Annotated in this window: 20 protein-coding genes; 6 read left to right on the top strand and 14 right to left on the bottom strand. The window is 71.3% G+C overall.

What is annotated here, in order from left to right:
• From ACFYW1_RS19845 to ACFYW1_RS19815, 7 genes are all read right to left on the bottom strand, one after another.
• Complete coding sequence (locus ACFYW1_RS19845) at positions 1-231, bottom strand: hypothetical protein (RefSeq protein ID WP_388994345.1); 231 nt, start codon at positions 229-231, stop codon at positions 1-3.
• Between the two features lie 68 nt (positions 232-299).
• Positions 300-908, bottom strand: coding sequence for a helix-turn-helix domain-containing protein (locus ACFYW1_RS19840; protein ID WP_388994342.1), 609 nt, complete (start codon positions 906-908; stop codon positions 300-302).
• Between the two features lie 94 nt (positions 909-1002).
• Entirely contained in the window at positions 1003-1983 is a 981-nt protein-coding gene (locus ACFYW1_RS19835; RefSeq protein ID WP_388994339.1) for a glycine betaine ABC transporter substrate-binding protein, read from the bottom strand.
• A complete protein-coding gene (locus ACFYW1_RS19830; RefSeq protein ID WP_388994335.1) occupies positions 1983-2969 on the bottom strand; it encodes an ABC transporter permease subunit in 987 nt (328 codons plus the stop codon). Before ACFYW1_RS19830 ends, ACFYW1_RS19835 begins: the two co-directional genes overlap by 1 nt.
• Positions 2966-4165, bottom strand: coding sequence for an ABC transporter ATP-binding protein (locus ACFYW1_RS19825; RefSeq protein WP_388994573.1), 1200 nt, complete (start codon positions 4163-4165; stop codon positions 2966-2968). Before ACFYW1_RS19825 ends, ACFYW1_RS19830 begins: the two co-directional genes overlap by 4 nt.
• A 121-nt stretch (positions 4166-4286) precedes the next feature.
• Entirely contained in the window at positions 4287-4934 is a 648-nt protein-coding gene (locus ACFYW1_RS19820) for an ABC transporter permease (RefSeq protein ID WP_388994332.1), read from the bottom strand.
• Between the two features lie 15 nt (positions 4935-4949).
• The gene (locus ACFYW1_RS19815) at positions 4950-5423 is read right to left on the bottom strand and encodes an Lrp/AsnC family transcriptional regulator (protein WP_283851823.1); all 474 of its coding nucleotides are present in this window, start codon (positions 5421-5423) and stop codon (positions 4950-4952) included.
• 135 nt (positions 5424-5558) lie between these two features.
• On the opposite strand from ACFYW1_RS19815, the gene hppD reads away from it, so the two are divergent.
• Positions 5559-6752: a 4-hydroxyphenylpyruvate dioxygenase gene (gene hppD, locus ACFYW1_RS19810; RefSeq protein WP_388994328.1), complete on the top strand. Its 1194-nt coding sequence runs from the start codon at positions 5559-5561 to the stop codon at positions 6750-6752.
• A gap of 64 nt (positions 6753-6816) precedes the next feature.
• Here hppD and ACFYW1_RS19805 read toward each other — a convergent pair whose 3' ends face one another.
• The 3 genes from ACFYW1_RS19805 to ACFYW1_RS19795 form a co-directional block, all read right to left on the bottom strand.
• The gene (locus tag ACFYW1_RS19805) at positions 6817-8055 is read right to left on the bottom strand and encodes an MFS transporter (protein ID WP_388994325.1); all 1239 of its coding nucleotides are present in this window, start codon (positions 8053-8055) and stop codon (positions 6817-6819) included.
• A 106-nt stretch (positions 8056-8161) separates the two neighbouring features.
• The gene (locus ACFYW1_RS19800) at positions 8162-8785 is read right to left on the bottom strand and encodes a TetR/AcrR family transcriptional regulator (protein WP_388994321.1); all 624 of its coding nucleotides are present in this window, start codon (positions 8783-8785) and stop codon (positions 8162-8164) included.
• 101 nt (positions 8786-8886) lie between these two features.
• Entirely contained in the window at positions 8887-10428 is a 1542-nt protein-coding gene (locus ACFYW1_RS19795) for a tetratricopeptide repeat protein (RefSeq protein ID WP_388994318.1), read from the bottom strand.
• 97 nt (positions 10429-10525) lie between these two features.
• Between ACFYW1_RS19795 and ACFYW1_RS19790 the strand changes: the two genes are divergently transcribed.
• Complete coding sequence (locus tag ACFYW1_RS19790) at positions 10526-11893, top strand: FAD-binding oxidoreductase (protein WP_388994315.1); 1368 nt, start codon at positions 10526-10528, stop codon at positions 11891-11893.
• 109 nt (positions 11894-12002) lie between these two features.
• On the opposite strand, the gene ACFYW1_RS19785 is transcribed toward ACFYW1_RS19790, so the two are convergent.
• Complete coding sequence (locus ACFYW1_RS19785; protein WP_376037767.1) at positions 12003-12479, bottom strand: SsgA family sporulation/cell division regulator; 477 nt, start codon at positions 12477-12479, stop codon at positions 12003-12005.
• 211 nt (positions 12480-12690) lie between these two features.
• Here ACFYW1_RS19785 and ACFYW1_RS19780 point away from each other — a divergent pair, with 211 nt between their 5' ends.
• Both ACFYW1_RS19780 and ACFYW1_RS19775 read left to right on the top strand, forming a co-directional pair.
• On the top strand, positions 12691-14316 hold the full coding sequence (locus tag ACFYW1_RS19780) for an RDD family protein (protein ID WP_388994311.1): 1626 nt from the start codon (positions 12691-12693) through the stop codon (positions 14314-14316).
• Between the two features lie 154 nt (positions 14317-14470).
• The gene (locus ACFYW1_RS19775) at positions 14471-15115 is read left to right on the top strand and encodes an RDD family protein (RefSeq protein WP_388994308.1); all 645 of its coding nucleotides are present in this window, start codon (positions 14471-14473) and stop codon (positions 15113-15115) included.
• A gap of 147 nt (positions 15116-15262) precedes the next feature.
• On the opposite strand, the gene ACFYW1_RS19770 is transcribed toward ACFYW1_RS19775, so the two are convergent.
• Positions 15263-15619 carry a hypothetical protein gene (locus ACFYW1_RS19770; protein ID WP_388994304.1) on the bottom strand — a complete coding sequence of 119 codons (357 nt, stop codon included), beginning with the start codon at positions 15617-15619 and terminating at the stop codon, positions 15263-15265.
• Between the two features lie 369 nt (positions 15620-15988).
• Here ACFYW1_RS19770 and ACFYW1_RS19765 point away from each other — a divergent pair, with 369 nt between their 5' ends.
• Complete coding sequence (locus ACFYW1_RS19765) at positions 15989-18388, top strand: immune inhibitor A domain-containing protein (protein ID WP_388994300.1); 2400 nt, start codon at positions 15989-15991, stop codon at positions 18386-18388.
• 124 nt (positions 18389-18512) lie between these two features.
• Positions 18513-18848: a hypothetical protein gene (locus ACFYW1_RS19760; RefSeq protein WP_384228309.1), complete on the top strand. Its 336-nt coding sequence runs from the start codon at positions 18513-18515 to the stop codon at positions 18846-18848.
• A 156-nt stretch (positions 18849-19004) separates the two neighbouring features.
• On the opposite strand, the gene ACFYW1_RS19755 is transcribed toward ACFYW1_RS19760, so the two are convergent.
• Both ACFYW1_RS19755 and ACFYW1_RS19750 read right to left on the bottom strand, forming a co-directional pair.
• Positions 19005-19589, bottom strand: coding sequence for an isochorismatase family protein (locus ACFYW1_RS19755; protein WP_148838195.1), 585 nt, complete (start codon positions 19587-19589; stop codon positions 19005-19007).
• Between the two features lie 227 nt (positions 19590-19816).
• Entirely contained in the window at positions 19817-21145 is a 1329-nt protein-coding gene (locus ACFYW1_RS19750) for a nicotinate phosphoribosyltransferase (RefSeq protein WP_388994295.1), read from the bottom strand.
• Positions 21146-21161 lie beyond the last annotated feature (16 nt).

Raw genomic sequence — 21161 nt, 5'->3', positions numbered from 1 at the left:
CTAGACCGTTCGGGGCGAGCGGCAGGCGAGCGGTTCCCGGGCGGGCAGTACGCGCAGGCCCAACTCGACCAGGGTCCAGCCCAGTTGGGTGCGAAGGGTCCGGGGCGAGGAGCGGACGGTGCGCAGGGCGCCGGTGGGCCCGGCCTCGCGGACGGTGCGGAACTCGTCGGCCTGCTCCCGCAGTTCGGCGGAGCGGACACGGTGCAGCGACAGGTGCGTTTCCGGATTCATGGCGGATTCCTCTCGGTCTTCTGGATGGTGTCGCCCGGTGGGCCGCGGCCGGGGGCCGGCGGCCGGTGTCACTCAATGGGGCGCGGGAAGAAGTGCACGTGGCTGCGGACGACGGCCGACCCCTCGGTGCCCTCCGGGACCCGGCCCCGGTAGCTCTCGATGAGCTCGTGGATCTTCAGGATCAGTTCCGAGGAGAGATCGGGGGTGAGGCGCACCTTGAAGTCGCTGATGTCCCAGCCGTGCTGCCACTCCTCGGGCCACTCGCGCATCGTGCCGATCCAGGTGTTCAGCTCCTGGGCGTGGTTGCCGGCGATCTCGTGGAGCACGACGCCGACGGCGCCGCGCACCTCGGGGTCCGGGTGGCTCAGGAACCGGTCGGTGTTGAAGGCGGTGCCCCGGTGGACGGCCCGCCACCAGCGCTCGCGGCCCTTGCCGCGCTCCGGGGCGTCCTCGACGAAGCCGTACGACGCCAGCTGCCGCAGGTGGTAGCTGGTGGCGCCGCTGGACTCGCCGAGCCGGTCCGCGAGACCGGAGGCGGTGGCGGGGCCGAACTCCCGCAGCGCGTTCAGCAGTCGGAGGCGCAGGGGGTGGGCCAGTCCACGCAGGGTGCGGGCGTCGACCGTGTGGACGTTCTGGGCTTCGGCGGGAGCGGGGCCGCCGTCCTCTGTTTCGGGCATGGCACAACCGTAGAGTTGCAAAGCCGTCTTTGCAACTACTTCTTTGCAAGATTTTCTTTGTATCTCGGGGAGGGGTGCGGGAGGGCCCCGCGGCTCACCCCTCCCGGATGAACCCCTCCTGGATCAGCCAGTCCTTCGCCACCTCGTGCGGGTCCTGCCCGTCCACGTCCACCTTGGCGTTGAGCACCTGGGCGACCTCGGTCGTCAGCTTCCGGCTGACCGGGTCGAGCAGTGCCGCGATCTGCGGGTACTTCTCGAAGGTCCTGGTGTGGACGACCGGCGCCGCGTTGTAGTTGGGGAAGAAGTGCTTGTCGTCCACGAGCACTTCGAGGTCCATGGCCCTGATCCGGCCGTCCGTGGTGAACACCTCGCCCAGCAGGCAGGAGTCGGACTTCGAGACCTGGGTGTAGATGATCCCGGCGTCCATCTTCTTGATGTTGGCGGCCGGGACCGCCATCCCGTACGCCTTCTCCATCCCGGGCAGCCCGTCGTCGCGGGAGGCGAACTCGTTCTCCACGCAGATCGTCACCGCCGCCGGGTTCCGCTTCGCCAGGGCGGCCACGTCGGAGAGCGTCCGCAGGTGGTACCTGGCGTTGTTCTTCCGGCTGATGGCGAGGGCGTAGGTGTTGTTGAGGGTGGACTGCGGGAGCCAGGTCACCCCCTTGTTCCGGTCCTCGTCCCGGACCGCCTCCCACTGCTTCAACGGGTCGGGGATCGGCTTCGCGTGGCCCAGGTACGTGATCCAGCCGGTGCCCGTGTACTCGTACATCGCGTCCGCGTCGCCCTTGACGATCGCCTCGCGGGCGCTGATCGAGCCGGGCAGGTTCGTCCGGTCCAGCACCTCCGCGCCGGCCGCCTTGAAGACCAGGCCGATCATCTGGCCCAGGATGATGTTCTCGCTGAAGTTCTTCGAGGTGACGGTCAGCGAGGCGCCGTCCAGCGGCCGTCCCCGGCCGACCGAGCCCGGCGCCACGTCGTCCACCATCGGCGAACCGCTCTTCAGCCCGCACCCGGCGAGCGCCAGCGCCCCCACCAGTGCCCCCGCCAGTACGGCGCGTACCCGCCGCGCGCGCATCACCCCACCTCCAGTCCGCGCGGCGTCAGCGCCAGCTCGGCCAGCGAGGCCAGCCAGTCCACCAGCAGCGCCAGCACCACCGTCAGTACGGAACCGAGCACCAGCACCGGCATCCGCTGGGTCTGGATGCCCGAGGTGATCAGGTCCCCGAGGCCGCCGCCGCCGACGAACGTGGCCAGGGTCGCCGTACCGACGTTGAGCACCAGTGCCGTCCGCACCCCGGCCAGGATCAGCGGGACGGCGAGCGGGAGTTCGACCTTGGTGAGCGTCCCCATCGCCGACATGCCGATGCCGCGCGATGCCTCGACCAGGTTCGGTTCGATCGCCCGCAGACCGGCGACCGTGTTGGAGAACACCGGCAGCACCGCGTAGATCACCATGCCGATGATCGCCGTCGAGGGGCCGATGCCCAGCCAGATCACCAGCAGCGCCAGCAGACCGATCGCCGGGGTCGCCTGCCCGACGTTGGCGACCGCCGTGACCACCGGGGCGCCCCGGCGGAGCTTGCGCCGGGTCAGCGCGATGCCCAGCGGAATGGCGATGATCAGCACCCAGAACGTCGAGATCGCGGTCAGCCGCACATGCTGCCACCAGCGCAGTTGCACATTGCCGCCGGTGAGCGAGTTCCGCGCGATCGAATCCAGCTGGACGTTGGTGATCCACAGGTAGGCGATGGCCAGCACGACCACCAGCACGAGGGGCATCGTCACCAGCTTGCGCCAGGTGATCCGGCGCGGCGGCCCGGCCGGCGGCGGGGCGGGCTCCTCCTCCTCGTCGCGGAAGGCATGGCCCTTGACGTCGTGTTCGCCGGGCGGGCGGTCCTCGTCGGAGGAGGGCTCCAGGGGCACCCGGGCCGCGGAACGCACCCGGCGCGAGGGCTCCCGGTCCCGACGACCGGGCTCCCGGTCCTCGTAAGGCCCCCGGTCCCCGTAGGGTTCCCGGTCCCGGCGGGGCTCCCGGCCGTCCGCGGGCGAGCGGGGGGTCATCCGTCCACACCGCCCTCCAGCTCCGCCTCGGTCTGGTGGCTGCGCATCTCCTCCAGGTCGTGCTGGTGCTCGATCGCGGCGAGCCGGTCGGCCTCCAGCAGCTCGTGGACGGAGTTCATCAACGTGTGCATGTCCACGACCCCGATGAACTCGCCGCGCCGCCCGGTGACCGCGACCCGGCCGCCGCTGTCGGTCAGCACCGCCTCCAGCGCGTCGTGCAGCGTCGCGTCCCGGGTCACCGTGTCGTGGACCAACTGCCCGGCACGCGCCAGCGAACCGCGGGCCCGCATCAGGTCGCCGCGCCGCAGCCACTTGTACGGGCGGTTCCTGCGGTCCAGCATCAGCAGTTCGTTGTGCGGGCCGCTGCGCAGCTTGTTGAAGATCGACTGGAGCGGGTCGTCGACCGTCACCGTCGGGAACTGGGCCATCTCCACGTCCCGTACGCGGGTCAGGTTGAGCCGCTTCAGCGCCGCGCCGGCCCCCACGAACCCCGAGACGAAATCGTCGGTCGGGTTGGTGAGGATCGCCTCGGGGGTGTCGAACTGCGCGATGTGCGAACGCTCCCGCAGCACCGCGATCCGGTCGCCCAGCTTGATCGCCTCGTCGAAGTCGTGGGTGACGAAGACGATCGTCTTGTGCAGTTCGTGCTGGAGCCGGATCAGCTCGTCCTGGAGGTGGTCGCGGGTGATCGGGTCGACCGCGCCGAACGGCTCGTCCATCAGCAGCACCGGCGGATCGGCGGCCAGCGCCCGGGCCACCCCCACCCGCTGCTGCTGCCCGCCGGAGAGCTGGCGCGGATAGCGGCCGTGGAACTCGCGCGGATCGAGTCCGACCAGGTCGAGCATCTCCTCGACCCGGTCCTTCACCCGCGACTTGGACCAGCCGACCATCCGCGGCACCAGGGCGATGTTCTCGGCGACCGTCATGTGCGGGAAGAGCCCGGACGACTGGATCGCGTAACCGATCTTGCGGCGCAGCTTCACCGGGTCGATGTCGGTGACGTCCTCGTCGCCGATCCTGATCCGCCCCGACGACGGCTCGATCAGCCGGTTGATCATCTTCAGGGTGGTGGACTTTCCGCAGCCGGACGGCCCCACGAAGATCACCGTCTCACCGGCCCTGATGTCCATCGAGACGTTGTCCACGGCGGGATTGGGATTGCCCGGGTACCGCTTGGTCAGGTCCTCCAACTGGATGGTGGCCCCGGAAGCGGTCTTCGCCGCCGTGCCGCCGGCGGCCGCACCTCCGTCGTCGGCGCTGCTCCCGGAAGCGGTCGTACTTCTGCCGGCGGGCCCGGACGCGGATGCCCCGTGGGACTCAGACACGGATCCCCCTCGGGATGGTGAGCCGCCCCAGCAGCACGTACGCGGCGTCGAAGAGCAGGGCGAGGACGACGATGCCGAGCGTGCCCGCGAGCACCTGGTTGAGCGCGTTGGCACTGCCCAGCGAGGCGATGCCGCGGAAGATCTCGTTGCCCAGCCCGGGGCCCGAGGCGTACGCGGCGATGGCGGCGATGCCCATCAGCATCTGCGTGGAGACCCGGATGCCGGTGAGGATCGGCGGCCAGGCGAGCGGCAGTTCGACCCGGCACAGCCGGGCCGGGCGCGACATCCCGATGCCCTTCGCCGCGTCGACCAGCGCGGGATCGACCCCGCGCAGCCCCACGATGGAGTTGCGGACGATGGGCAGCAGCCCGTACAGCGTCAGGGTGATCACCGTGGGCGCGACCCCGAGGCCGACCAGCGGGATCAGCAGACCGATCGCGGCGAGGGAGGGGATGGTGAGGATCGTCGCCGTGGACGTGATGGCCAGCGACCCGGCCCATCCGCTGCGATAGGTGACCACCCCGATCAGAACGCCCAGCACGGTGGCGATGACCATGCACTGGAACACGGCGCTGACGTGCTGGTACGCGTCGGTGAGCAGCTGTTGGTGCCGGTTGCCCAGATACTCCCAGAAGCTCACGCGCCACTCCTCGGCTCAGTCGTCGTCCTCCGCGGCCTGCTCGACGAGCGGAATGACCCGCAGCGGGACCGGGTTCTCCATGACGATGGCCGTGGAGGCCCGGACGATGCCATCAAAACCGACAACCCGGTCGATCACCCGTTGGAGGTCGGCGTTGGAACGCGCGACGAGACGGCACAGCATGTCGCCGTGCCCGGTGGTGGTGTGCAGCTCCAGCACCTCCGGTACACCGGCCAAGTGGGCCCGTACGTCGGCTCCTTGACCCTGCTTGATCTCCAGCGTGGCGAACGCGGTGACGGGGTATCCGAGCGCCGCCGGATCGACCGTCGGGCCGAAACCGCGGATGACGCCATTCGACTGAAGCCGGTCGAGACGGGCCTGCACCGTGCCCCGCGCCACGCCCAGTCTGCGCGACGCCTCCAGCACCCCGATGCGGGGTTCGCGGGCCAGCAGCACGATGAGTCTGCCGTCCAGTCGATCGATCGTCATGAGTCATCTCCCGGAAGGCCGACACGATGGTCATCATGTACAGATAGCCCGGTCATCATCCCGTTTCGCTGTACAGATTGACCAGAGAAAACGCGAACTGTTGCGCACCTTGCGGAGCGGGGAGAGCCTTCGAACATGACTGAGACTCTGCACACCACCCCCGACACCGGGCTCGGCAGCCAGGAAGCAAGTGAAGAGCCGAGGCGGAGCGAAGCGGAGCGGCAGGCCGACCCCTTCCCGGTCAAGGGAATGGACGCGGTCGTCTTCGCCGTCGGCAACGCCAAGCAGGCCGCGCACTACTACTCGACGGCCTTCGGAATGAAGCTGGTCGCCTACTCCGGACCGGAGAACGGCAGCCGCGAGACGGCGAGTTACGTACTGACCAACGGCTCGGCCCGTTTCGTCTTCACCTCCGTCATCAAGGCGGCCACCGACCGGGGCCGTTTCCTCGCCGACCACGTCGCCGAGCACGGCGACGGCGTCGTCGACCTGGCCATCGAGGTCCCGGACGCCCGGGCGGCCTACGCGTACGCGGTCGAGCACGGCGCCCGCGGCATCGAGGAGCCCCACGAGGTGAAGGACGAGCACGGCACCGTCGTGCTCGCCGCCATCGCCACGTACGGCAAGACCCGCCACACCCTGGTGGAGCGCTCCGGTTACCAGGGCCCGTACCTGCCCGGGTTCGTCACCGCCGCCCCGATGGTCGAGCCGCCCGCCAAGCGCTTCTTCCAGGCCATCGACCACTGCGTCGGCAACGTGGAACTCGGCCGGATGAACGAGTGGGTCGAGTTCTACAACAAGGTCATGGGCTTCACCAACATGAAGGAGTTCGTGGGCGACGACATCGCCACCGAGTACTCCGCCCTCATGTCGAAGGTCGTCGCGGACGGCACCCTCAAGGTGAAGTTCCCGATCAACGAGCCGGCGATCGCCAAGAAGAAGTCCCAGATCGACGAGTACCTGGAGTTCTACGGCGGCGCGGGCGTCCAGCACATCGCGCTCGCCACGAACGACATCGTCGCCTCGGTGCGGGCGATGCGCGCGGCGGGCGTCCAGTTCCTGGACACCCCCGACTCGTACTACGACACCCTCGGCGAGTGGGCGGGCGAGACCCGCGTGCCGGTGGAGATCCTGCGCGAGCTGAAGATCCTCGTCGACCGTGACGAGGACGGCTACCTGCTGCAGATCTTCACCAAGCCGGTCCAGGACCGCCCGACCGTCTTCTTCGAGATGATCGAGCGCCACGGCTCGATGGGCTTCGGCAAGGGCAACTTCAAGGCCCTGTTCGAGGCGATCGAGCGCGAGCAGGAGAAGCGCGGCAACCTCTGACCGCCGCCCCCCACTCGCCCCGCCGGACGGGAAACCGTCCGGCGGGGCGTTCTCGTCGGGCGCGTCATGCCGTCGACGTGACGGGCTCCTCGGTCCGGGGCCGCTCGCGGGCGCCGGTGCGCAGGTGCGCGCTCGCGAGGGCGGGCAGGATCGCCGCGAGCGCGAGGACGGCCAGCACGATGCCGAGGACGATCGGGGCGCGGAGCCCGTGGTCCGGGATCAGCGCCGATCCCACGGCGGAGCCGAGGATGACCCCGAGGGTGATGAACGAGGCGTGGACGGTGTTGACCAGCGGCGTGGTGCCGCCGGCCCGCTGCACCCGTACGGCCATCGCGGGGTTCATGGTCACGCCGGTCAGACCGATGCCGAGCATGAACACCAGCGCCGGTGACGGGGCGTCGGTGAAGAGCGCGAACCCGGTCAGGAAGACCGCGTTGAGCCCGGTGCCGATCAGCAGGGTCGAGACGGTGTGCCGGTCGGCCAGGCGGGCGACGACCGTGTTGCCGACCAGCGTCGCGGCGCCGTAGGCGAGCAGGAGCAGCGGCACCAGGCCCTCCGGGAAGCCGGTGACCTCGGTCAGGATCGGCGTGAAGAAGCTGAATGCGGAGAACGTCGCCCCGATGATCAGGGTGCTGGAGACGAGCGCCGCCACGAACTGCGGCCGACGGAGCACGGCGAGCTCGTCCCGCGTCGAACGCGTCTCCCCGGGGGCGTCGGATTCCGCGGGGTTGCGGACGAAGGCGATGATCAGGACTCCGGCGACGACGGTGAGCAGGGAGATGGTCCAGAAGGCGGCCTGCCAGCCGAGCCGCCCGCCGACGAACGTCGCCAGCGGCAGCCCGAGCAGGGTGCCGAGCATCAGGCCGTTCATCGCGACGCCGTTCGCGCGGCCGCGTATCCGCTCGTCCACCAGCCGCGCGCACATCGACACGGCGATGCCGAAGAACGCCTGCGAGGCGACGCCGCCGATGATCCGGGCGACCACCATGACCGGGTAGGAGGTCGCCAGGGCCGCGAGGACGTTGCCGGCGAGGAAGACGGCGACGATCGCCAGCAGCGCGGTCCTCGGCGGAAACCTCAGCAGGGACATGGTCAGGATCGGTCCGCCGACGGTCATCGCGACGGCGAAGACCGTCACGAGGTAACCGATCCGTTCGACCCCCGTGCCGAGCCCCTCGGCGAGTTGCGGCATGAGCCCGGCGACCGCGAACTCGCTGGTCACCATCGCGAAAATGCCCGCGGCGAGGATGTGGACGGCCAGGGGGACCGTCCTGGCGGGGGTGTGCGTGGTCGGTGGGGTCATGTCTCCGCTTTCTGTGATTGAGAATCCAAAATTCGGGCGCGCGAGGGCCGGGACCGGGCCCGGGTCTGCGGGGCCCGGTTCCAGGGGGGCGGATGGAGCCCCGGAATCAGGCGGTGGGCGCGGGGCCCGGGTTCAGGAGCGCGTGGAGTCCGGCCAGGGCGACCCGGCGGAGGGTTTCCGCGTCCGCGCCGGTCTGCGCGGTGACCCGCAGTCCGGAGACGACGGTGTTGACCAGCATGGCGCCGTCCTCCGCGTCGACGTCCGGGGAGATGCTCCCGTCGATCCGGCCGGCCCGGATGGCCTCGGCCAGCAGGGAGCTCCGGTCCCGCAGGTCGCGATCGAGGATGCGTGCGACGCGTTCGTCCCGCTCGCGCAGATCGGGGTTCATGAAGCTCTGCACGACCATGCACCCGGCGGCGTGCCCCCGGCGGGCGGCCGACTGCTCCTCGGCGATGACGGCATCGACCACGGCCCGCAGCCGGTCCGCGCCGAGGAGTCCGTCGTCGGCGAGGATCGCGGTCTGCCGCTCGCGGATCGTGCCGACGTAGTGCTCCAGGGCGCGGACGAACAACTCGTCCTTGGAGACGAAGGCGTTGTAGAGGCTGCTGCGCCGGACGCCGGCCGCCTCGCAGAGCTGCTCGGTCGAGGTCTCGGCGAACCCGTGCACCCGGAACTCGCCGGCTGCGGCGTCGAGTACGGCGGTCTCGTCGAACGTGCGTGGTCTGGCCATGCGAACCACCCTAACAGGATTTGGACCGAAGAATCCAAAACGGTGCGGGTCCGCAGTCGTGCCGCGCGCGGCGGCTCGCGCACCGGCCGGCCCCGGCGCTCCTACCCGGCGTCCGCCGGGGGAGCGGCCAGGTCGTCCAGGGCCTTCCGGGCGGCCGGAGCGGCCAGGGGCGAGAACCGGGGATCGGTGCGCAACGCCTCCTCCAGGCTGCGGCGCGCCGTACCGTACCGCCCCAACTCCCGCTGGATCATGCCCAGGTGGTACGCGTACGAGGCGTTCTGCCCGTTCGTGCCGACCGCGCGGGCCGCATACTCCAGGGCGGCGTCCGGGTCGCCGGAGCGGTACAGGGCCCAGCCCAGCGCGTCCGCCACCGCCGCGCTGCGGTGCGACCGCGCCCACTCGGCCTCCAGCACCTCGACCGCCTCGGCCGGGTTCCCGTGGTCGGCCTCGAACCGGCCGCGCAGCAACGCGTCGTCCACGCCCCGGGCGGCGTCGCGGGCGAGCGTCTCGCCGAGCCGGGCGTACTGGCTGCGGGCGTCCCGGTGCTGCCCCAGCGATTCGTACAACTCGCCCAGCTCCAGCATGTACTCGGGCCGGGGGAGACCCGCCAGGGCCGCCTGGTAGTCGCGCTGCGCCTCGTCCGTGCGGCCGAGCGCCGCCAGCGCCCCGGCCCGGCCCGCGAGCGAGGGGTGGTGGGTGCGGTCGGTCCGCAGCGCCGCGCCGTACTGCGCGACCGCCTCCTCCGGCTCGCCCCGCTTCCGGGCCAGCTCGCCCAGCAGGTACAGGCACTCCGCCTTCTGCGCCGGCGCGGTGGCCCGGTCCGCCGCGTCCTGCGCGCTCGCCAGCGCGTCCTCGCGCCGGCCCCGGTCCAGGTACGTCCTGGCCCTCTGCACGAGTGCCGGGACCCCGGACCGCAGCTCCGTGAAGCTCTCCACCGCCCGGTTCGCCGACCTGTCGTCGCCCAGGCCCCGGTAGGCGTCGATCAGCGCCGGATACACGGCCCACTGCTTCGGCTCCCGCGCCCGTACGGCCTCGCCCCACTTCTTCGCCGCCCCGAAGTCGTACCGGGCATTGGCGAGCGCCGCGAGCCCCACCCGGGCCGCGGTGCCCCCGTCCTCCCCGGGCCCGGCGTCCAGCGAGCGCTTCAGGGCCCGTTCGGCCCGGTCGTAGTACGCCGCGTCCGCGGAACGCAGCCCCCACTCCACGTAGGCCGCGCCGAGCACCGCCCAGGACCGCGCGTCGGACGGGTGCGCGCCCACCCACCGCCGGCGGTCCCCGATCAGCGCCTTCAGATCGGCGAGCGCGACGGGGGAACCCGCGGCCGTCGCGGCCAGCGCACGCGATACGGAGCCGGGCACGGGTAGTGGCGGGGCCTTCGTCCCCTCGTCGTCGGGCACGGCCACCACCGCACCCGTCACCAGCACCGCACCCGCCACCGCACCCAGGGCGGCCCTGCGCAGCGTCGTCCGCAGCGACGGGGGCGGCAGCTCGGCCGGCGGCCCGGGATCGGGCGGCGGGGCGGGAGGGGCCGGGGGCGTCGCGGAAGGGGCGGAGGAAGCGGAAGGGGAGGCAGGGGAGCCGGAGGGGTCAAGGAGCGAGCGGTTCGGGTCGGAGGACTGCGGAGGCTGCGGCGTGACGTCCATGCCGATCACTCTGCGTCAGTAATAAGAACACACTGCACCTTGCCGGGGCTGCCGCAGACGGGTTCACACCAATGGGCCCGGATGCCACGCTTGGATCATGAACGGTCTTCTCGAACGACTGAGCTCGGGCCTGCCCGCCGACGCACTGATCACCGACCCGGACGTCACGGCCTCGTACGCCCACGACATGGCCAGCTTCTGCGACGCCGGCGCGCCCGCCGTCGTCGTGCTCCCGCGCACCGTGGAACAGGTCCAGCACGTCATGCGCACCGCGACGGCCCTGCGCGTCCCGGTCGTTCCGCAGGGAGCGCGTACCGGCCTGTCGGGCGCGGCCAACGCCTCCGACGGCTGCATCGTGCTGTCCCTGGTGAAGATGGACCGGATCCTGGAGATCGACCCCGTCGACCGGATCGCCGTCGTCGAACCCGGGGTGATCAACGCGGTGCTGTCCCGGGCGGTCGACGAGCACGGCCTCTTCTACCCGCCGGATCCCTCCAGCTGGGAGATGTGCACCATCGGCGGCAACATCGGCACCGCGTCCGGCGGTCTGTGCTGCGTGAAGTACGGGGTCACCGCCGAGTACGTCCTGGGGCTCGACGTCGTCCTCGCGGACGGCCGCCTGCTCACCACCGGTCGTCGCACCGCCAAGGGCGTCGCCGGGTACGACCTCACCCGGCTCTTCGTCGGTTCCGAGGGCAGCCTCGGCATCGTCGTCCGGGCCGTGCTCGCGCTGAAGCCCCGGCCGCCGCGGCAACTGGTGCTGGCCGCCGAGTTCCCGAGCGCGGCGACCGCCTGCGACGCGGTCTGCCGGATCATGGAGCGCGGTCACACTCCGTCACTCCTCGAACTGATGGACCGCACCACGATCCGGGCCGTCAACCGGCTGACCGGCATGGGTCTTCCCGACACCACCGAGGCGCTCCTGCTCGCCGCCTTCGACACCCCGGACCCCTCGGCCGACCTGGCCGCCGTCGCCGGACTGTGCACCGCCGCGGGCGCCACCGAGGTGGTCCCGGCGGAGGACACGGCCGAGTCCGAGATGCTGCTCCAGGCCCGGCGGACGGCGCTCACCGCGCTGGAGACCGTCAGCTCGGCCACGATGATCGACGACGTCTGCGTACCGCGCTCGAAGCTCGCCGCGATGGTGGAGGGCACCGAGGCCATCGCGGAGAAGTACGGCCTCACCATCGGCGTCTGCGCGCACGCGGGCGACGGCAACACCCATCCCGTCGTCTGCTTCGACCACACCGACGCCGACGAGTCCCGGCGGGCCCGCGAGTCGTTCGACGAGATCATGGCGCTCGGCCTGGAACTCGGCGGCACGATCACCGGCGAACACGGCGTCGGCGTCCTGAAGAAGGAGTGGCTCGCGCGCGAACTCGGCGAGGTGGGCGTCGAAGTGCACCGGGGCATCAAGCAGGCGTTCGACCCGCTGGGACTGCTCAACCCCGGCAAGGTGTTCTGAGGGCCGCGCGGCACGGGGGCGGCACGGCGCCGTTCCGGGAACGCGGGCGGCAGGACACCGCCGCCCGCGCTCCCGTCCTTCCTTCTTCCGTGCTCCCTTCGGGACTCCCTCACGCGTCGCCGTCCTGCGACTCGTCCGACGGCCACGGGTCGCGCAGCCACAGGTCGTCGGCCGGCAGCGGGGCGAGCAGTTCGGCCAGGCCCTCGTCGATGCCGAGCCGCTCGGCCTCCGTGCCGGGCGGGACCACCCGCAGCGTCCGCTCCACCCACGCGGCCACCTGGGCGGAGGGCACCTCCAGGAGCGCGTTCCCGTCCGGCGAGGTCAGAGCGACGAAGATCACGTTGCGCTGGTCGACCTTGGTCGGCCAGATCCGCACGTCCCCGTGACCGCACGGCCGGAACACGCCCTCGACCAGCAGATCGCGGGCGAACGTCCAGTGGACGGGGAAGTCCGAGCCGATGTGAAAGGCGACGTGCACGGCGTACGGGTCCTCCGTGCGATACGTCAGCCGGGCGGGGACGGGGATGCTGCGCTCGGGCGACAGGACCAGCTTGAGTTCCAGTTCGCGTTCCACGACGGTGTGCATGAGTGCGTCCTTCCGGTGCCTGTGAACCGGTCCCATGACCGGCCCGCACAAGGAGAGAGCGCCCTCCCCGCCACCTATTACGCGACTTCGGGAAAAAATTTTTGGCGGCATCGGAAAGGGGTCCAAAGCCCTGGAGCCGCCCGGGGGCGCACGGGCTTCTGGTAGATGTGGACCCGTCGCATTCATGCCTCGAAGAGATACGGGAACGGTGATGAGCGCCCCAACCCCGGTACCCGGTGACGAGAGCCCCCGTGAGGGCTACTACCCCGACCCGTCCATTCCCGGATACGTCCGGTACTGGAACGGCGCCTCGTGGGTGCCCGGCACGAGTCGGCCCGCCCCGGAACAGGGCGAGTCGGCGGCCGCGGCGCTCCCCGAAGCCGTGTCCGGCCCGCAGTCCCTGCCCCAGTCGCAGCAGCCGCAATCGCAGGCCCCGGAACCGGCACCGGCGGAGGAGACCGGTCCGATCTTCCTGGACGGGGAGCCCTCCCCGGGCAGCCGTCCCGAACCGGCGAGCGCCTGGCAGGCCGACGCCTCCCGGCAGACCGGCTTCGGCGGGGAGCACGACCGACGGGTCTCCTGGGGCGGCGGCACCGGCCGGTCCGGCGAACCGGGCGGCGCACCGGACCCGTCGGTGCCCGGGGGCGTCGCCGCAGAACCCGCCCGCGATCCCCGTACGCCCGCGGGCCGGGCCACGGCCGAGCGGGTTCCCGAGGTCCGGACCCCCGCCGACGGCGCGCCCGTGGACCCGCGGCGTCCGGCCGCGGCGGGCGGCGACGGGGCTCCCGAGAACACCGTCGCGATCCGGGTCGGCCGCCAGGGCCGCCCCGGCAACAGCGGCAGCGGCGGCCCCGGCGGTGGGGGCGAGGCCGGAGCACCGCCCTCCGACGGGACGATGACGATCCGTTCCCTCGGCGGGGGCGAGCCCGCTCCCGCCCGCCGGCCGGAACCGGACGCGGGGGAGGGGACGATGACGATCCGTGCCCTCACCCCGGGCCCGGGCGCGCAGTCCCCCGCCCCGGAACAGAACCAGGCCCGGCCCCCGGCCCCCGCGCCCGTACCGAACCAGGCCCAGCCGCCCGCGCGGGCGCAGGCCCCGTTCCCCGCGCAGACCCCAGCCCCTGCCCCGGCTCCGGCCCCCGCCGAGTCCGGCGGTCCCGTTCCGCAGGGCGGCGCGGCGCCGTGGGCGCAGCCCCAGCAGCCGGGCCCCCAACAGCCGGGATTCCAGCAGCCGGGCCCGCAGCAATCCGGGCCCCGGTTCGGCGGTGCGCAGCCCGACCGGCCGGACCAGCCCGTCGTGCCCTGGAAGCCGCCGGTCGACGACCCGTTCCAGCAACTCGCCCGGGCCCAGGCCGCGGCGAGGCCGGCCGGGCTCGGCAAGCGGTTCGCCGCCCGGCTCATCGACACCGTGGTGCTGATGGCGCTGGTCGGCGCGGCCGGCTTCCCGCTCGTCTCGCGGGCCCTGGACCACATCGACGGGAAGATCGAGGCGGCGAAGCTGTCCGGCGAGACGGTCACCGTCTGGCTGATCGACTCCACCACGGCCGCCCTGTTCGGCGGGGCGCTGGGCGCGTTCCTCGTGCTGGGCGTCCTGCTGGAGGCGCTGCCGACGGCGAAGTGGGGCCGCACGCTCGGCAAGAAGCTCTGCGGGATCGAAGTACGGGACATCGAGTCCCACGAGCCCCCGTCCTTCGGCGCCGCGCTGCGCCGCTGGCTGGTCTACGGCGTGCTGGGGCTCCTCGTGATCGGAGTGGTCGAGGTGCTGTGGTGCCTGATCGACAAGCCGTGGCGCCAATGCTGGCACGACAAGGCGGCCCACACCTTCGTCGCGGGCTGACGGAGGGCCGGCGGAGGACCGGCGGGGTTTCGTGGGAGCGGCCGGGCCGCTCCCACGGCCGACGGCCCATCGGGTGAGGACCGCCGGGGCGCCCCGTTCCCCCGAACGCACCCGAGCCGTTGCGGGGGCCCCGGGGCCGGGGTGCACTGCCCCCATGAGCAACGATCAGCCGACGTCCGGTCAGCCGCCCGAGGACGACCCGTTCCGCAAGAAGCCGCAGGAACCGTCGCCGCCGTCGGGCTCGCCGTACGACAGTGCTCCGCCCCCGCCCCCGCCGTACGATCCCGGCCCCTACGGCGGTGGCGGCCCGTACGGGGGCGGGGACCCGCTGGCGGGCATGCCGCCGCTCGGCGAGCCCGGGAAGCGGATCCTGGCCCGGCTGGTCGACTTCCTGATCATCTCGATCCCGCTGTACCTGATCTCGTTGCCGTGGGGCGGTGCCGTCGAGGTGACGGACGACAACGGCAACGTCTTCAGCCAGACGTACAGCGGGCACCAGATGGTGTGGTCGCTGATCGGCCTCGTCGCCTACGTCGCGTACGACACGTACTTCACGCACAAGGACGGCCGGACCCTCGGCAAGCGCCTGATGAAACTGCGGGTCGCGATGCTCGACGACGGCCGGGTGCCGGACACCGGGACGTCGTTCCTGCGGGCCGTGGTGCTGTGGCTGCCGGCACTGCTGTGCTGCCCGTGCCTGTGGTGGCTGATCAACATCGTGCTCATGTTCACGGACAAGCCGTACCGGCAGGGCCTCCAGGACAAGGCGGCGAAGACGGTGGTCGTCCAGACCAACTGACCGGCCACGAGCCGAGGGGCCCGGGCCGGGCCGCCGGAAGAGGGGCGGGCCCGGCCCGGGGACGGACCGGTGAGCGGACACCGGTCCGTCCTCGTCGCGCCGTCCCGGCGCGGTGAGCGGGGGAAGGACCCGCTCCCGCGCGGGATTTCAGCGCCGCAGCGAATGCCGGGCCGGCTGCCCGTCGGCAGGGGTCCCGGAGCGCTGCCCGGCCTCGCGGGCCGGAGCCCCGGTCGCCTCGCGGGTGAGGCCCTCGGCCTTCATGGCCGCGGTGACCGCGTCGTGGTTCGCACCGGTCGCGGCACCGGTCCGGACCGGCTTCGTTGTTTTCGCGCGTGACGGGTGGGGTACGGTCACGGCCACCAGCAGACCGAGCGCGAGTGCCGCGGTGCCGATGACGGCGACGCCGACGCCCGACTCCGTGCGCGAGAGCAGCAGCATGGCGAGGGTCGAGAAGACGACGGTGACCGAACCGTAGGAGAACTGTGCGGCAGTGGGATGCGGCATGGCGGTATCCGTCCTCGGGGCATCGGATGGGCAGTCTCTCAACGCGGTCGCACTGTCAATCGACTCTACGACGGTGGATGCCCGAGCAGGACCAGTAGTAAGCGTGACCTAACCCACGGTACCGGTGCACGGGGGGCGCACGGAGTCATTCCGTACCCCAACCATGGCGCGTGGCGCGCCGGTTGCCCGTCCGGTGAACGTCCGGATAACGGAAACGATCTCCTGCATAGTGCACTTGGCTTGTTCAAGTCAAGATCTGTCTTTTTTCGAGTAACTCCGGTCGAATGTCGTCACTTGTGACGCGTACCTGCGCGCGACCCCCACCTCACTTCCGGTCGCAGCGGCGGGTGCCGGGGAGGACTGCATCAAGTGACCACAAACAGAGGGGCGCTTCGCGCTGCCGCGATTGTCGTGGCCATGGCCGCCACGGCCGCCACGGCGTCGACCTTCGCCACGGCTCAGGCCGACGACAAGGCGTCGGGTGCGAAGAGCACCACCGTCGACCGCCGGGACCCGGGGTCGGCCAAGGGCAACGAGCACGACCTGAAGGGCCCGTTCAGCGAGCAGCAGCAAGCTCAGCGTCAGGCCGCCCTGGAGCAGGTCATCGCGGGCGACAAGAAGATCACGAAGCGCGGCGGCTCCCAGGTCGTCAAGCTCGACGACAAGAAGTACGTCGAGCTCGGCCGGGAGAAGACCGACAAGATCTTCACGATCCTGGTGGAGTTCGGCGACAAGGTCGACGACACGACCATGATCGACCCGGACGGCGACGGCCCCGAGCCCGCCGTCCCGAAGTACGGCGGCACGCCCGGCCCGCTGCACAACAAGATAGCCAAGCCGGACCCCAAGAAGGACAACAGCACGGCCTGGCGGGCCGACTACAACCAGGAGCACTTCCAGGACCTCTACTTCGGTGAGGGCGACGGGAAGGACTCGCTGAAGACGTACTACGAGAAGACGTCCTCCGGGCGCTACTCGGTCGAGGGCCAGGTCTCCGACTGGGTCAAGGTCCCGTACAACGAGGCCCGTTACGGCTCCAACTACTGCGGCTCGTCCAACTGCGCCAACGCCTGGGACATGGTCCGGGACGGCGTGAACGCCTGGGCCGCGGACCAGAAGGCCAAGGGCCGTACGCAGGAGCAGATCAAGGCCGATCTCGCCCAGTACGACCAGTGGGACCGTTACGACTTCGACAACGACGGCAACTTCAACGAGCCCGACGGCTACATCGACCACTTCCAGGTCGTCCACGCCGGCGAGGACGAGTCCGCGGGCGGCGGCGCCGAGGGCAAGAACGCCATCTGGGCCCACCGCTGGTACGCCTACGGCACCAACGCCGGTGCGACCGGCCCGGCCAACAACAAGGCGGGCGGCACCGAGATCGGTGACACCGGCATGTGGGTCGGTGACTACACCGCGCAGCCCGAGAACGGCGGCCTGGGCGTCTTCGCCCACGAGTACGGCCACGACCTCGGCCTGCCCGACCTGTACGACACCACCAACACCGCCGAGAACTCGGTCGGTTTCTGGTCCCTGATGTCGGCCGGCTCCTGGCTCGGCAAGGGCAAGGGCGAGATCGGCGACCTGCCCGGCGACATGACCGCCTGGGACAAGCTCCAGCTGGGCTGGCTCGACTTCGCCGAGGCCAAGGCCGCGACGAAGTCCGTCCACAAGCTGGGCGTGGCCGAGTACAACACCAAGAACAAGCAGGCGCTCGTCGTCACGCTGCCCGAGAAGCCCGTCACCACCGCCGTCACCAAGCCGGCGGAGGGCTCCAAGCAGTGGTGGAGCGACATGGGCGACAACCTGAGCAACACCCTGTCCCGCTCGGTCGACCTGACCGGCAAGTCCAAGGCGTCCCTGGACCTCTCGGGCTGGTGGGACATCGAGAAGGACTACGACTACCTCTACACCGAGGTGTCGGAGAACGGCGGCACCAGCTGGACCGCGATCGACGGCACGGCCGACGGCAAGGCGATCCCGCGCGACGCCAGTGACAAGCCGGCCCTGACCGACGTCTCCGGCAAGTACCAGAAGCTCTCGTACTCGCTGGACGCCTACGCGGGCAAGAAGATCGACATCCGCTTCCGCTACGCCACCGACGGCGGCGCGGGCGGCATCGGCTTCGCCGCCGACACCATCTCGGTCAACGCCGACGGTGCCGCGATCTTCACCGACAACGCCGAGGGCGACGACAACGGCTGGACCGCCAAGGGCTTCTCCCGCGTCGGCGAGTCGTTCACCAAGAACTACCCGCAGTACTACATCGCGGAGAACCGTCAGTACGTCAGCTACGACAAGACCCTTGAGGTCGGCCCGTACAACTTCGGCTTCTCCAAGACCCGTCCGGACTGGGTCGAGCACTACCCGTACCAGAACGGTCTGCTCGTCTGGCTCTGGGACAAGTCCCAGAAGGACAACAACGTCTCGCAGCACCCGGGCCAGGGTCTGATCCTGCCGGTCGACTCCCACGCCAAGCCGCTGAAGTGGGCCGACGGCACGGTCATCCGCAACAAGATCCAGCCCTTCGACGCCCCGTTCAGCTGGTACCGCACGGACGGCTTCACGCTGCACAACGCGGACACCCCGGTCCGGATCAAGTCGCAGAGCGGCGTCCCGGTCTTCGACGACCGCAAGGGCACCTACTGGTACAAGGAGAACCCGACCGGAAGCGTTCAGGTTCCTGACACCAACACCCGGATCTCGATCATCAGCGAGCCCCGCAACGGCTCGACGATCACCGTCAAGGTCGGTCCTTCGGGCAAGTAATTTCGCATAACCGCAGGTCAAAGCATGATCGGCCGTCGCCCTCTAGCGGGCGGCGGCCGATCGTGTTTAGGTGCGTCTTGTTCAGATCCTTATTGACACGACGTCTCACGGGGGAGCGCGGAGCATGGCAGGCGGAGGGTTCAGCAAGTTGCCGAACGGCAGGGTCGTGGTGGCGATCACACTGCCCAGCCCGACGGACGGGACGGGACCGGGCACCCCGGTCCGGGTCCTGGTGCACGCGGCCAACCGGGCCCGCGCCCTGACCCGGCTGCGCAATCTGGGCCTGCGCGCCGTCTACCTCCGGGGCAACGCCGAACCGCCCACCCCCGACGAGATCACCGCCGTGCTGCACCACCCCGACGGGCTGCTGTGGCGCGCGAGACCGGAGCGGGACCAGGAGCTCTGGCACCCGATACGCACCCTGCTGCGCCCGGCGATACCGGCCCGACGCCCGGCCTGAGTCCGGGAACGGGGCGGGAACGGCGCCGGGGCGGTGCCACCGGACCGGGCCGAACCGGAGCCGAACCGGGGCCGGGCGCGGGCCGGAGCCGGGCGCGGACCGGGAACGAGGCCGGGAACGGGCCCGGAGCCCCTCCCGGGGCCCGGGACGGCCCCGTCAGACCACCGGCTTGCCGGACAGCTTCACGCCCGCCCTGCGGAGCTCCTCCAGGGCCCGTTCCGTGGTCGTCTCGGCCACCCCCGCGGTCAGGTCGAGCAGCACGTGCGTCGTGAAGCCCGCCCGGACCGCGTCCAGGGCCGTCGCCCGTACGCAGTGGTCGGTCGCGATGCCGACCACGTCCACCTCGGTGACCTGGTGCTCCCGCAGCCAGTCGGCCAGCCCCACGCCGTTCTCGTCCAGGCCCTCGAAACCGCTGTACGCGGCGGCGTAGGCCCCCTTGTCGAAGACCGCGTCGATCGACCCCGAGGCGACCGCGGGGGTGAAGTTCGGGTGGAAGCCGACCCCTTCCGTGCCGGCCACGCAGTGGGCGGGCCAGGAGTGCTCGAAGTCCGGCTGTGCGGAGAAGTGGTCGCCCGGGTCGATGTGGTGGTCGCGGGTGGCCACCACGTGGCGGTACCCGGGCTGGGAGTCGCCGATCAGGTCGGTGATGGCGGCGGCGACGTCGGCGCCTCCCGCCACTGCGAGGCTGCCGCCCTCGCAGAAGTCGTTCTGAACGTCGACGACGATCAAGGCGCGGTGCATGACGGGTGTCCTTAGGTGGGGGACGGTCGGCGGTCGTGGGGCGTCGTCCCGGGCCGGGAACTGCCGCCCCCGGGTTTCAGGGGTCCGGGCCCGGGGCTGCCTCCCCGGGTCTTCGAGCCTAGAGACTCGGGGCCCGCCCGGGCGAGGGGTCGGCACCGGCCCGCTCGCGGCGTCACGGGGGAGGGGCGGCGGCCGGCCGGGCCCGGCCGCCGCCCCGGGTGGCGCCGTCAGACGTACTCCGTGGGGATGACCGGCTCCCCGCGGGACAGCTGCAGCGCCGACAGCGGAAGCCCCGCCCGCGCCGCGATGTGCCGGTCGCGCGCCGCGTCCAGCGGCTCGCGGGCGACCACCTCGCCGCCCTTGACCAGCTCGACCAGCAACTGCCGGTCGGCCAGCTCCACCGGCACGGGGCCGGTGCCGACCACCTCGGCCTCGGCCACCCCGTGCTCGTCCAGGCGGCGCGCGGCCCACTTGCGACCGCCCACCGACGACTTCGCGCCGAGCGACTTCTTGGCCACCGGGCGCAGCGGCTCCGCCGGATCGGCGGACCCGGCGCGGGCGACCAGCTTGTAGACCATCGAGCAGGTGGGGTGCCCGCTGCCGGTCACCAGCTGCGTGCCCACCCCGTACGCGTCGACCGGCGCGGCGGCCAGCGAGGCGATGGCGTACTCGTCCAGGTCCGAGGTCACCACGATCTTCGTTGCGGTGGCGCCCAGCTCGTCCAGCTGCTGGCGCACCCGGTGCGCGACCAGCAGCAGGTCGCCGGAGTCGATCCGCACCGCGCCCAGCTCGGTACCGGCGATCTCGACCGCCGTACGGACCGCCTCGGTGACGTCGTACGTGTCGACCAGCAGCGTCGTGCCCCGGCCCAGCGAGTCGACCTGAGCCCGGAACGCGTCGCGCTCGGTGTCGTGGAGCAGGGTGAAGGCGTGCGCGCTCGTCCCGACGGTCGGGATGTTGTAGCGGAAGCCCGCCGCCAGGTCGGACGTGGTGTTGAAGCCGCCGACGTACGCGGCGCGCGCCGACGCGACCGCCGACAGTTCATGGGTGCGGCGTGCACCCATCTCGATCAGGCCGCGCCCGCCCGCCGCCGTGGACATCCGGGAGGCCGCGGCGGCGATCGCCGAGTCGTGGTTGAGGATCGACAGGATCACCGTCTCCAGCAGCACGCACTCGGCGAAGGAACCCTCCACCCGCAGGATCGGCGAGCCGGGGAAGTACACCTCGCCCTCCGGGTAGCCCCAGATGTCACCGCTGAAGCGGTAGTCGGCCAGCCAGGCGAGCGTGGGGCCGTCGACGACGTTCTGTTCGCGCAGGAAGGTGAGCATCTCGTCGTCGAAGTGGAAGTTCTCCACCGCGTCCAGCACCCGCCCGATGCCCGCGACGACGCCGTAGCGCCGCCCCTCGGGCAGCCGGCGCGTGAACGCCTCGAAGACCGAGCGCCGATCGGCCGTGCCGGCTTTCAGCGCGGCCTGCACCATCGTGAGCTCGTACTGGTCGGTGAAGAGCGCGGTCGACGGCACACCGACCCGACGCCCAAGGTCCGCAGAGTTCATGTTCCGGATGCTACCC

Origin of the sequence: Streptomyces sp. NPDC002669, from assembly GCF_042889165.1 — a bacterium.
Classification (GTDB): Bacteria; Actinomycetota; Actinomycetes; order Streptomycetales; family Streptomycetaceae; genus Streptomyces.
Note: the sequence above shows the minus strand (reverse complement) of the source record. Positions and strands in the feature narration are given on the sequence as shown.